Origin of the sequence: Nocardia sp. NPDC051929, from assembly GCF_044548645.1 — a bacterium.
GTDB classification, from domain to species: Bacteria; Actinomycetota; Actinomycetes; order Mycobacteriales; family Mycobacteriaceae; genus Nocardia; species Nocardia sichangensis.
In genome coordinates, this window is record NZ_JBIUCG010000049.1 from 1 (window position 1) to 12,790 (window position 12,790).

At 66.5% G+C, this 12,790-nt stretch carries 10 protein-coding genes and 1 pseudogene; all 11 read right to left on the reverse strand.

What is annotated here, in order from left to right:
* A pseudogene (locus ACIHAX_RS37220) lies at positions 1 to 1,790 on the reverse strand (DNA-directed RNA polymerase subunit beta); the annotation flags it as partial.
* 408 nt (positions 1,791 to 2,198) lie between these two features.
* Positions 2,199 to 2,927 carry a hypothetical protein gene (locus ACIHAX_RS37225; protein ID WP_364439585.1) on the reverse strand — a complete coding sequence of 243 codons (729 nt, stop codon included), beginning with the start codon at positions 2,925 to 2,927 and terminating at the stop codon, positions 2,199 to 2,201.
* 10 nt (positions 2,928 to 2,937) lie between these two features.
* A complete protein-coding gene (locus ACIHAX_RS37230) occupies positions 2,938 to 3,678 on the reverse strand; it encodes a hypothetical protein (RefSeq protein WP_397282356.1) in 741 nt (246 codons plus the stop codon).
* 103 nt (positions 3,679 to 3,781) lie between these two features.
* Positions 3,782 to 5,023: an MlaD family protein gene (locus tag ACIHAX_RS37235; RefSeq protein ID WP_355072058.1), complete on the reverse strand. Its 1,242-nt coding sequence runs from the start codon at positions 5,021 to 5,023 to the stop codon at positions 3,782 to 3,784.
* Entirely contained in the window at positions 5,020 to 6,258 is a 1,239-nt protein-coding gene (locus ACIHAX_RS37240; RefSeq protein WP_364439591.1) for an MCE family protein, read from the reverse strand. Before ACIHAX_RS37240 ends, ACIHAX_RS37235 begins: the two co-directional genes overlap by 4 nt.
* Positions 6,255 to 7,487, reverse strand: coding sequence for an MCE family protein (locus ACIHAX_RS37245; protein ID WP_356970018.1), 1,233 nt, complete (start codon positions 7,485 to 7,487; stop codon positions 6,255 to 6,257). The genes ACIHAX_RS37240 and ACIHAX_RS37245 overlap by 4 nt, the downstream gene beginning before the upstream one ends.
* 37 nt (positions 7,488 to 7,524) lie before the next feature.
* Positions 7,525 to 8,535, reverse strand: coding sequence for an MCE family protein (locus ACIHAX_RS37250; RefSeq protein WP_355072054.1), 1,011 nt, complete (start codon positions 8,533 to 8,535; stop codon positions 7,525 to 7,527).
* Positions 8,535 to 9,611 (reverse strand): MCE family protein, encoded by a 1,077-nt coding sequence (locus tag ACIHAX_RS37255; protein WP_355072053.1) that lies wholly within the window; start codon positions 9,609 to 9,611, stop codon positions 8,535 to 8,537. Before ACIHAX_RS37255 ends, ACIHAX_RS37250 begins: the two co-directional genes overlap by 1 nt.
* Positions 9,608 to 10,957, reverse strand: a complete 1,350-nt coding sequence (locus tag ACIHAX_RS37260; RefSeq protein WP_364439596.1) for an MCE family protein — start codon at positions 10,955 to 10,957, stop codon at positions 9,608 to 9,610. The genes ACIHAX_RS37255 and ACIHAX_RS37260 overlap by 4 nt, the downstream gene beginning before the upstream one ends.
* Positions 10,954 to 11,817 (reverse strand): ABC transporter permease, encoded by an 864-nt coding sequence (locus ACIHAX_RS37265; RefSeq protein ID WP_355072049.1) that lies wholly within the window; start codon positions 11,815 to 11,817, stop codon positions 10,954 to 10,956. Before ACIHAX_RS37265 ends, ACIHAX_RS37260 begins: the two co-directional genes overlap by 4 nt.
* 3 nt (positions 11,818 to 11,820) lie before the next feature.
* Entirely contained in the window at positions 11,821 to 12,615 is a 795-nt protein-coding gene (locus ACIHAX_RS37270) for an ABC transporter permease (protein WP_355072047.1), read from the reverse strand.
* Between the last annotated feature and the right edge of the window lie 175 nt (positions 12,616 to 12,790).

Sequence of the window (12,790 nt, forward strand, 5' to 3'; positions counted from 1 at the left end):
TTCGCACCCATCAGGGCGCGGTTGGCGTCGTCGTGCTCGAGGAACGGGATCATCGCCGTCGCGACCGACACCATCTGGCGCGGCGAGACGTCCATGAAGTCGACCTCGCTAGCGGCGACGAGCTCGTTCTCCTCGTTGCCACGGCGGCACAGGACCCGATCCTCGAGGAAGCGGCCGTCCGCGCCGACCGGCGAGTTCGCCTGGGCGCGCACGTGGCGGTCCTCTTCGTCGGCGGTCAGGTAGACCACCTCGTCGGTGACCCGGCCGTCGACGACCTTGCGGTACGGGGTCTCGATGAAGCCGAACGGGTTGACCCGCGCGTACACCGACAGCGAACCGATCAGGCCGATGTTCGGGCCTTCCGGGGTCTCGATCGGGCACATGCGGCCGTAGTGCGACGGGTGGACGTCACGGACTTCCAGACCGGCGCGCTCACGGGACAGACCACCCGGGCCGAGCGCCGAGAGACGACGCTTGTGGGTCAGGCCCGACAGCGGGTTGTTCTGGTCCATGAACTGCGACAGCTGGGACGTTCCGAAGAACTCCTTGATCGCGGCGACGACCGGGCGGATGTTGATCAGGGTCTGCGGCGTGATCGCCTCGACGTCCTGAGTGGTCATCCGCTCGCGGACCACGCGCTCCATACGGGAGAGGCCGACCCGGATCTGATTCTGGATCAGCTCGCCGACGGTGCGCAGGCGGCGGTTGCCGAAGTGGTCGATGTCGTCCACTTCCACCGGGACCTCGACGCCGCCGGGGGCGGTCATGAGCTTGTCACCCGCGTGCAGGCGCACCAGGTACTCGATGGTGTTGACGATGTCTTCCTTCGTCAAGACCGAACCGACGACCTGCTCGCCCAGGTGGATGCCGAGCTTCTTGTTGACCTTGTACCGGCCAACGCGCGCCAAGTCGTAGCGCTTCTCCTTGAAGAACAGGTTCTCTAACAGGGTCTGCGCGGACTCCTTCGTCGGCGGCTCGCCCGGACGCAGCTTGCGGTAGATGTCCAGCAGCGCCTCGTCCTGACCGGCGGTGTTGTCCTTCTCCAGGGTCGACATCATGATCTCGGAGAAGCCGAAGCGCTCGACGATCTCCTCGGTGGTCCACCCCAGCGCCTTGAGCAGCACGGTGACCGGCTGGCGGCGTTTGCGGTCGATGCGCACACCCACGGTGTCGCGCTTGTCCACATCGAACTCCAGCCACGCGCCACGGCTCGGGATGACCCGCACACTGTGCAAGTCCTTCTCCGTGCCCTTGTCGACACTGTGGTCGAAATAGACACCCGGCGAACGCACCAACTGCGACACCACGACCCGCTCGGTGCCGTTGATGATGAACGTGCCCTTATCGGTCATCATCGGGAAATCACCCATGAAGACCGTCTGGCTCTTGATCTCACCGGTGTTGTTGTTGATGAACTCCGCCGTCACGAACAACGGAGCCGCATACGTCATGTCCTTGTCCTTGCACTCATCGATCGAGGCCTTGACCTCTTCGAAGCGCGGATCGGAGAAGGACAGGGACATGGAGCCGGAGAAGTCCTCGATCGGAGAAAGCTCCTCGAGTACCTCCTCGAGGCCACCGACTAGGCCGACGTCGCCGCGAGCCGCCGCGCGCTCACGCCAATCCGGCGAACCGATCAGCCAAGCGAACGATTCCGTTTGTAGATCGAGAAGCCCGGGCACCTCCAAGGGTTCACGGATCTTCGCGAAAGACACCCGCAACGGGGCTCCGGGGATTCCGGCAACTGCCTTGGTCTGGGTGGAGACTGCCAAGATGCGTCCTTCCAGCACCTCATGCGCGTCGCGTGGTGGTCCGCGACCGTCGCTTGTCTGCTACGAATTCCGCTGGTTACTACCCGAACGAAACTCGAACAGGCAACAACGGAAGTAACACCGGAAGGGTGAACTTACGTGTGCAAATCGAGGTATGGACAGGAGGCAGCCAGCGCAACGTCCAAACCTACACCCAAGTACACGGGGGTGTCAAAGTACCACCCGTGTGATCGTCCGCATGGCTGCCGCGCCGGGCCGAATCCGCTGGCTGCGTCCTGACCCACGGTGCACTGGAAGCCACTGTGACAGCTGCCGCTGTTGTGAATAGCGTGACGGTTCGGGCGAAACTCGTCAAGTGGCAGGCCCGGCCGGGGCGCCGGCGAGATCGCCTGCCGCGCTGCGTCATCCCGGCCGATGTGGTAGCCGTTACTGGTCCACGATGTCGCTGGCCAGCCAGCGACCGCCCACCTTCTGCATGTGCAGGACAACCGGGCCCGACACGCTCTGCTGCGCCACGCCGTCCTTGGTGGCGCTCACCACCAGATTGACGATCAACTCGGCGCGATCGTCGGTGAGCAATGTCACAGCAATCGGATCGGCTTTTGCATCGGCACTGGTCTGCGCCTGCTTGACCGCCGAAATAGTGGTGTCGGCGTACTTGTCCAGATCGGCGAGCATCTTCCCGGTGAGCACCTGCTTCGCGGTGTCCCGATAGCCGTCGATCTTCTTCACGTCATAGGCGTAGACGGTCCGCAGCGCGTTGTCGGCGGCCGCGCGCACCTCTTGGGTGGCCTCGTTGTCCACGTAGGCCTGATTCGACGTGTCCACGCCGGGCTGTTGCGCGGCGAGCCACGCGAAACCCCCGAGTAGGAGCGCGGCGATCAGCAGGGCCGCGCTGACACCCCAGCGCGGCCGTCCGGTCGTGCGCCGCGGACGGTCCTTGCCGCGCGAGATGATCTCGCGCCATCGAGAGGCACCCGCAGAGCTTTGTTCGGCGCGGGGGTTGTCCGATTCCGCGGCGGGCCGGGAAACGCCCGCCACACGCGGTTTGCGGGCTTGTGCGGGCCGTTCGGTGCGCGAGGACGCGGTACGGGGCGGTTCCGCGCCGGGCCTGCGCTTGGAGGTGACCCGGTTGACCGGTCGGCGAGACGTCATGGGTGTCCTCCTACGATCCCGGCTTCGGCGCGGCGGGCGGCTGGTCGGCCGCGGGCGCGGTCGGCCGCGCGGCGGGCCCGCCGCTCAGCAACACCGGCTGGCTGAGCGAGGAGATCTGCTCAGCCTTCCAGACCTCGCCGTCCTTGGCCAGGTCCACGGTCCAGGTGTAGCGGTAGTCGGCGGGCGGCTTGTCCTTGCCCTTCTCCGTGACCTGCAGCACGACCAGCGCCGACGCCTTGTCCTCCTCGCTGTTGAGCGAGGTGAGCGCGGAGCCGAGCACCTTCGAGGTCATCCCGACCCCACTCTGCTGCGCCATCTGCTCCGCCTGGTCCTTGTTCTTCGTGGCCGAGTCCAGCAACGCTCCGGTCATCGAGGACCGGGCCAGCGCCAGCGAGCCGGGCACGTCGTCCAGGTTCATCGAGGTCATGTTGAGCGCGGCTTGGCGCGCGGCGTCCAGGGCGGTGTCCCTGGCCTCGGCGCGCGGGCCGTCGGTGAACGCGGCCCGTACCCAGCCCGCGCCGAACCATGCGGTGCCGGCCAAAGCGATGACCAGCAGCACGGCCGAGCAGACGAGGACCACCCGGCTGAGCACGGACGCACCACCGGGGCGAGCGGACTCGACGCCTGCCCGATCGGTGACTTTCCGATCACCGGCGTCGGATTGCGCGGTGGGCGTTTCCGCCGCTGTCGTCACGGTGTCCGGCGCGTCCGGCGCCGCCGCATCGGACCGCTTGGTCAGATCGGCGGTCACGACAGCGCCTCGCCGTCGGTCGGCTCGGTCGCGCTCCACGGCATGCCCGTGGTTCGCTCGCTCCAGTCACTCACGCGAGACACCCTAACGTCATTGCTCCTGGTCACCGCTTTGGCGTGACCCCCAGCAGGGTCGACAACTGCACGGCCACCGGAGTCAGGTTCAGCTTTTCCGGATCGGTTTTGGGGTTGGAGTCCCAGGGCTGGACGATGGCCGGATCGGCGAGATCGGCTCGTTCGCCACCCCGGACGGCGGTCGGATTACCGAACGGCACAAGACATTTGGCGTCCTTGTTGAACGGGAACTCGTCGCGCGTGTCGTCGAAGTTCGGGTTCTGCGCCTTCATCTGTTCGAGAATCCGATGCGTGCCCTCGTAGCCCACCGTACAGGCGGGCGGATTGTTGGTCTCGAGCACCAGGCCGAAGTGACTGGTCCCGTCGCCGGGCGCGGTCGAGGAACCGCCGATCGACAGCTGCGGGAGCATCTGCAGCAACGGCTTGATCGCGTAGAACTTCGGGGAGATCGCCTGCAACAACAGCCGCAGATTGGACAAATCCTGGGTGAGCGAGCCGCCGCTCTGCTCGAGCAGCGCGCCGATCTGCTCGCCCGCGTCGGTTCCGGTGCCGATGAGCCTGCGCACGTCGGGGTCGCTGGAGCGCAACTGGGCGGTGAGCTTGTCCAGGCCGTCGCTGAATTCGCGGATTTGCGCGGACTGCTCGGCCTGCGTGCCGAGGGCGACCCTGCCGTCGCGGACCAGCTGGATGGTCTGCGGCAGCGTCTGATGGAAGGTCTCGGTGAATTTGTTCAGCGAGTCGATCAGCACCTGCAGATCGTCGCCCTTGCCGTCGAACGCCTTGCCCAGTTCGCGCACCGTCGTGTTGAGCGCTGTCAGGTCCACCGAGCTGGCGAAGGTGTCCACGCTGGACACCAGTTGCTCGACCGATACCGGCAGGGTCGCCGAGGTGATCACCGAGTTGTCCCGCAGGAACGGGCCGGCGTCCGAATCGGGCTGCAGATCCACGTACTGCTCACCGATCGCGGACCGGTTGGCCACCACGGCTTTCGCCGACGCCGGGATCTTCGGTGCGCTCGAGTCGATGACGAGGTTCATCACCACGCCCTCACCGGTGAGTTCCAGCTCACCGACCCGGCCGACCGGGACGCCGCGGTAGGTCACCTCGGCGCCTTTGTAGATGCCGCCGGTCTGCGCCGCGCGCAGCTTCACCGTGTACTGGTTGAGCCCGAACATGTGGTCGAGCCGGATGTACTTGCCGCCGACGTACACGACGCCGAGCACCGCGATGACCACGAACGCGATGAGCTGCCACCGCACCAGACGTGTCATCGCGGACCACTCCCTACGCCGAGTTGCTCGAGAATCGCCCCGACCGGACCGGGCACGCCGGGCGCAGGCGGCTGCGCCATCAGCGGCGGCAGCGGCAGGATCGACACCGTAGGCCAGCCCGGACGCGGACCGTTGCCGTTGTAGTACGGGTTGGTCGGGTTCACCGGCACCGGCGGACCGACCGGCGGGATGTACACCGGATCGGGTTTGCCCACACCCAGGTTGCTGAGCGTGACGCCGATCTGCTGGTCGACCGACAACCACGTGTTCACACTGCCGCCGAAGGTGCTCTCCAGCGCCGAATCGGGGAACGGGTAGGTCGGGATCAAGGGAACCGCGGTGACCAGATCCGGCGCCGACCGGCCCAGTTCCTGCAGCGTGGGCCGCAGCGAGGTCAGGTCGCGGATCAGGTCGTCCTTCGCGGTGTTCAGCACGTCGAAGCCTGCCTCGCCGAGCCGGTCCAGCTGCGCGAGCAGGGCGACCAGTTGCGGGCGCTGCTCTTCCAGGATCTTGATGCCCTTGGGCAGCTCGTCGAGGATCTTGCCGATCTGATCGGTCTGCTTGCTCACCCGGCTGCTGAGCACGTCGAGACCGTCCAGCGCCCGGGTGATGTCGTCCACCTGCTGGTTCAGGCCGTAGATCAGCGTGTTCGCCTGCTCGATCAACGAGCGCACCCGGTCCTCGCGGCCGCCGAGGGTCTTGTTCAACTCGGTGACGATCGGCTGCAACTGCGCCACGCCACCGCCGTTGAGCAGCAGCGACAGCGCGCCGAGCACTTGCTCCACCTCGGTGGCGTGCCGGGTGCGGTCGACCGGGATGACCGAGCCGTCGGCCAGCCGGGTGGACTCCGGCTCGGCGGCGGGTTTGGAGAGCTCGATGAACTTCTCGCCGAGCAGGTTCGATTGCCGGACCTCGGCCCGCGCGTTCGCGGGCAGGTTCACCGACGAGTTGACCACCGTGCGCACCGTGGCGGTCCACTGGTCCTTGCCGATGCTGATCTTCTCGACCCGGCCCACCGGCACGCCCTCGACCTTGACCGCCGACTGCGGCACGAGGTCGAGGACATCGTCGAACTGGATGTCGATGTGCATCGGATGCTCGCCCACGTCGGCGCCGCCGGGCAGGGGCACGCTGTAGATGCCGTCGGAGGCGCACGATGTGATCAGCGCGCCGGTCAGGCCGAGCGCCAGCGCCGCGCCGAAACCGCGTACGAGCGAACGGATTCGAGTGCTCATCGCGCCCCTCCCTGCGACGGCGGAAGCCGGTCCGACGGCGTGCCGGGCACGGTGCCCGGCACCGGATCGCGCTGCTGGTTCTCGCCGCTGAGGATGCCGAACGGCAGGTTCAGCGTCGGGGTCTGCACCCCGGAGGTGATCTGGTCGGTGATCTCCTTGCAGTGGTCGAGGATCGGCCGCATCTGCCTGCCGAGCGCCTCGAACTTGGGATCGCCTGGCATCAGCTTGGACAGGTCGAGCATCTTGCACACCACGCCGAACGGGTCCTGCAGTTCGGGGAAGTTCGCGCGCATGTCGAGGGTGCCCGATTCGGCGTTGTGCACGTTGATCAGGTTGCTCAACGCCAGCGGCAGGACCGGCAGCAGGGCGGCCACGTCGTTGCGCTGATCCGACAGCGTCTTGGTGAGCTGGGTCAGTTTGTCGGCGTTGCTCGCGATCAGGTCCCGGTTGTCGTCGATGAAGCGGGCGACGTCACCCAGCGCGATCGACAGCAGATTCAGTGCCGCGCCGAGATTCTGCCGCTCATCGGCGAGAAAGGACGACAGGTCGGCCAGCTGGGTGTTGAACTGCCGGACCTGCTGGTCGTTCTGGGCCAGCATGGTGATGAAGGCCTGCAGGTTCTTGACCGTGTCGAAGATGTCGCCGCGGGCGTCCGACAGGTATCGCGCCGCCCTGGACAGCTGGGTGAGGCTGTTGGCCAGCGCCTCGCCATTGCCCGACAGGTTCGCCGCGCCGGTGCGCACCAGCTCGTTCACCGCTCCCTCGGCGTTGGCGCCGTTGGGCCCCAGCGCGTCGGAGAGTTCGGTGATGCTCTTGTACAGCTGGTCGACTTCCACCGGCGTGGCCGTGCGCTCGCGCGGAATGGTCGCGTTCCGCGCCATCTTCGGGCCGCCGGTGTAGGCCGGGGTGAGCTGGATGTAGCGATCCGACACGATGGACGGCGTGATCTGCGCGGCTCGCGCGTCCGCGGGCACGTCGTACTTGCGATCCACGCTCATCACGATCTTGACCTGATCGCCCTGCGGCTCCACCGAAGCGACCGAGCCGACCGGCACGCCGAGAATGCGCACGTCCGAGCCCTCGTAGATGCCGACCGAGCGATCGAAGTAGGCGGTGATCTTGGTCGTGGTCAGCCGGTCGAACAGCCACCACAGCACCACCGCCACCAGCACGGCCAGCACGACGACCAGCGCGATGCCGACCTTTGCGCCACGGCTGGAGCCGCGCACCGCGCCGACCGGATCGCTACGCCAGTTGTCCGCCACGTCAGTTACCTCCCAAGGTGCGGATCGGCTGACGGTAGCCGGGGATTTCGGGCAGTGCGGGCGGCACCACGTTGACGATCACCGCGTCGAACCAGCGCCCGGTGCCGAGCACACTGGCGTAGAGGCTGTAGAACGGCGCCGCGAGTTCCAACGTCTTCGAGACGTTCTGCTGGTTGTCGTTGAGCAGGTCGATGGCGGCGCGCAGATTCTTCAGCGCGGGCCCGATCTGCTCCTCGTTGTCGTGCACGAGCGCGCTCAGCTCCGCGGAGACCGTCTTGGCGCCCGACAGCAACTGCCTGATGGACTGCTGGCGGACGTTCAGTTCGGCGAGCAACTGGCCGCCGTTGGCGAGCAGCCGCTCGAACTGGGCGTTGCGGTCGGCGAGTATCTGCGTGGTCTGCCTGGTCGCGGCGAACAGCTTCTTCAACTCCTGATCGCGCTTGGCCAGCGTCTCCGACAGCCGGGCGACGCCGTCGATGGAGCCGCGGATCTCCGGCGGCGTCGTCTCGAAGGCGTCCGACAGCACCTGCATGCTCTTGGCCAGCTGGGTGGTGTCGATCTGATCGATGGTGCGCGCGGCGTCGGTGAACGCGTCCACCACGTCGTACGGGGAGACCGTGCGCGAGAGCGGGATCCGTGAACTGGGATCGGCCGGCTTCGAGCCTCGCGGATCGAGTGCGAGGTACTTCTGGCCGAGCAGCGTCTTGATCTGAATGGACGCGGTGGTGTCGTTGCCGATCCAGGTGTCCTTGGTGCGGAAGTCCACGAGCACCCGGTCACCGTCGAGCCGGACGTCGGACACCGACCCGACCTTGACGCCGGCCACCCGGACCTCGTTGCCCTTCTTCAGGCCCGCCGCCTCACGGAATTCCGCGGTGTACTTGGTCCCCGCGCCGATGATCGGCAGCTGATCCAGGAAGAACGCCGACACCGTCACCAACAGCACCACGGCGAGGCCGAGCGCGCCCAGGAACGCCGGGCTGCGCTTGCCGAGCAGAATGCGATCATCCATCAGCGAGCCTTCCCGTGGCAGCGCGGCGCGGCGTTGGTGTACAGCGGCTGGTTGATCGTCGGCAGTCCTGCTGGCAGGTTGAGCTGCGGCGCGTCGACGGCGCCCGGCCCGACGACGATGTCGATGCCGCACAGATAGAACTGGAACCAGGAGCCGTAACTCGCGGCGCGCCCGAGCTTTTCCATCTTGAGCGGCAGGTTGGTCAGCGCTTCGTTCACCTCGTCCTGGCGCTCGTCGAGCGTGCCGGTCAACTGGCTCAGACCCGCGATCGACCCTTGCAGGGTCGGACGCACCGGGACGAGCAGGTCGGAGGTCGCCGAGGTCAGGTTGGCCAGCGAGGTCACCGAACGGCCGATCGTGTCGCGATTGGCGTTGAGGCCGCTGATCAACGCTTCGGTGTTCACGATCAACTGATCGAACTGGTCGTCACGCTGATTGACGGTGTCCAGCACGGCGGTCAAATTGCGGGTCAGCTCACCGATCACGGCGTCCTTGTCGGCGATCTTGTTGGTCAGGTTCGCCGTGGTCGCGACGAGATCGTGGATCGTGCCCTGCTCACCCTGGAAGACCTGGATGATCTCGAAGGAGAGCTTGTTCACGTCGTCGGCGGTCAGCGTACGGAACAGCGGCCGGAAGCCGTTGAACAGCGTGGTCAGGTTCAGCGCGGGCCTGGTGTGCTCCAGCGGGATGGTGCTGCCCTTGTTCAGCTTCCGTCCCTGCTCCCCGGTCCCCTGCTCCAGCGCGATGTAGCGCTGGCCGACCAGGTTGCGGTACTTGATCGTCGCGGTGGTCGACGCGGGCAGCCAGTCCCGGTCGGTGAGGTCGAATTTCACCTCGGCCAGGCGTTTGTCGACGATCGAGACAGCGGTGACCTTGCCGACCCGCACGCCCGCGATGCGGACCTCGTCACCGGGATTGAGCGAGGTGACGTCGGTGAACCTGGCCTTGAAATGCGTGCCACCGCCGCTGTAGTTGGCGATCGACAACGCGAGCACGGTGGTCACGAACAAGGTCACCACGACGAAGATGACCAGCTTGGTCAACGGCCCGCCCAGGCCGCGCAGTTGCTGCTTCATCGCACGCTCACCTCGCTTCCACGGAACGCGGGCGCGCCGACCCTGGTCACCCAGCCAGGCACCTGATCCGGGGCGACACCGTTGGCCGCGCCGTAGATCGCGCCGAGCGACTGCTGCTCCATGGGGGAACCGGCGATCGTCGGCATCTTGCTCGCCGGGTGGACGCCGAACTGCGGCGGCTCCAGATGACCGGTCTGCTGGTCACCCGGGTTACGACTCGGGACGGCGTAGGAGCCGTCGTTGTTCGGGCCGCCGGTGTACTGGCCGGGATCGACGCCCACCGGCATCTCGGGGATGCACCACGGCCCCCTGGTGTCCAGCCAGCGCGGTTCGTCCTGGTTGGGCAGGTATTTGCCGCGGGTGTTGGTCAGCTCGATGGTCACTCGGGAACCCGGGTTGTCGGTGCCCTTGCCGAAGATCCGGTCGATGCGCGGCTTCAGCTGCGCGAAGTTCGCCAGCGCGCAGGCGTAGTTCGGCGAGTAGTAGGCCAGCTGCTCCAGCGCGGGACGGGAGTCGGCCGCCACGTCGACGATGTTGTCGCGGTTGGCGAGCAGGAACTCGGTGGTGGTGGCCGAGGTCGGCGTCAGCGTCGCGTACAGGGCGTCGATGTCGGTGCGCCGCTGCACGATCGTGGCGTTGGTGGTGCGCAGGTTGTCCAGGGCCTGGATCAGCTGCGGCGCCGCGTCGGAGTAGGTGGCCGCCACCTCGGCGAAACTGCGCAGGTCGGCCCGCAGGTCCGGAAGCACCACGTTGACCTGCCGGAAGATGTCGTCGAGCTTGTCCAAGGTCTGGCCGAGCGCGGTGCCCTGCCCGGACAGCGCCTGGGACAGCGCGCCCAACGTGGCCGCGAGATCCTGCGGCGGGATGGCCTGGAGCAAGGGCAGCACATCGTCGAGCAATTTGCTCAACTCGATGGCGTTGCCGCTGACGTCCTGGTGCAGCGTGACGCCGTCGGTCAGATGCTGGGGGCTCGGCTGCTCCGGGATCACCAGGTCCACGTAGCGCTCGCCGAACAGCGTCTTGGGCAGCAGGCGCGCGGTCGCGTTGACGGGAATCTGCTGCGCCTTGTCCGGATTGATGGCCAGGTTCAAGGTCACCTCGCCGCCTTCGGAACTGCTCGAGCGCACCTCGCCGACCGTGATGCCACGTACCTTCACGTCCGCGTTGCGAGTCAGCGCGTTGCCCACGCTGTCGGTGATCAGATCGACGTCCACCGTCTTCACGAATTGCTTGTTGTAGATCGCGATGGTGGTCCACAGGAACAACGCGACCACGACGAAGAACGCGATCCCCAGCGCCCGAGTACGCAGCTTCGCGGTGGAGCGCCAGGTTTGAGTGCGGCTCATCCGGCCACCCGCACCGTGGTGGTGGTGCCCCAGATCGCGAGGCTGAGGAAGAAGTCGAGCACGTTCACCAGGACGATCGCGGCGCGGACCGCGCGGCCGACCGCGACGCCGACGCCCGCGGGGCCGCCGGTGGCGTGGAACCCGTAGTAGCAGTGCACCATGATGATCACGAACGCGAAGACCAGCACCTTGAGGAACGAATAGAGCACGTCCTCCGGTGGCAGGAACAAACTGAAGTAATGGTCGTAGGACCCGCTGGACTGCCCGTTGAACCAGATGCTGATCGTCCGCGACGCGATGAACGTGCCGAGCAACCCGACGATGTAGAGCGGGATCACCGCGAGGAACCCGGCGATCACGCGGCTGGTGACCAGGAACGGCACGCTGGGCACCGCCATCACCTCGAGCGCGTCGATCTCCTCGGAGATCCGCATGGCGCCGAGCTGCGCGGTGAAACCGCAACCGACCGTCGCCGAGAGCGCGAGCGCGGCGACCAGTGGCGCGATCTCACGGGTGTTGATGTAGGCGGTGAGGAAGCCGGTGAGCACCGAGCTACCGAGCGCGTCGAGGGCCTTGAAGCCCTGCAGGCCGACGACGACGCCGACGGAGCCGGACATGAACACGATGACGCCGATGGTGCCGCCGATCACCGCCAGCGCGCCGGTGCCGAAGGTGACCTCGGCGAGCAGCCGCATGACTTCCTTGCGGTAGTGCACCGCGGTCCGCGGGATCCACGCGATGGCCCGCGAGTAGAACGACATCTGCTCGCCCGCGCGATCGATGACGTTGAGCGGCATACGAGCGACTTCACCCACCCGGCGCATGGACTTGGCGACCGGGGTTCGGTATGACGTGGCCATCTGTCAGGCACCCTTGGCGGGGACGACCTGTAGGTACACCATGGTCAGGATGAGGTTCACGAAGAACAGCACCATGAACGTGATCACCACGGATTGGTTCACCGCGTCACCGACTCCTTTCGGGCCCCCCTTGGGATGCAGCCCTTTGTACGCGGCGATGACGCCGGCGAGCAGACCGAATACCGCCGCCTTGATCTCACCGATCCACAGGTCCGGCAGCTGAGCGAGGGCGGAGAACGACGCCAGGTAGGCGCCGGGAGTGCCGCCCTGCAGCAGGACGTTGAAGAAGTACCCGCCGGCGATGCCGACAACCGACACCAGTCCGTTGAGCAGCAGCGCGACCAGCATCATGCCGAGTACGCGCGGCACCACCAGCTTTCGCACCGGATCGATGCCGAGCACCTCCATCGCGTCGATCTCCTCGCGGATGGTCCGCGAGCCGAGATCGGCGGCCACCGCCGACCCGGCCGCGCCCGCGATGATCAGGGCCGTCACGACGGGAGCCGCCTGCTGGACGGTTGCCAGCACACTGGTCGCGCCGGTGAAGGATTCCGCGCCGAGCTGCTTGATCAACGAGCCGGTCTGCAATGCCACGACCGCGCCGAACGGAATCGCGACCAGCGCGCTGGGCAGGATCGAGACACTCGCGATGAACCACGACTGCTCGATGAACTCCCGCCACTCGAAGGGGCGGCGGAAAGTCTTTCGCAAAACGTCCAGGAGCAGCGCAAAGATGTTGCCGGCCTGGGCAAACCCCGACTCCAGGGGAGTTCGCAATCGCGCCAGGGTCGAATTCACGATCGCAGATGTTACCCGTTAGTTGTGTTGTGTCGCACGGTGGTGTCGAAAGCACCACCTTGATAATTAGCCAGGTCGCCGCTGTTGTATGCCATCACCTGCGTATCGTCGTTGTCGTCAAGTGATTCACGGATCGCGACCTGCGCGGCATGCGGCAGCGTATGCATGATCTCGC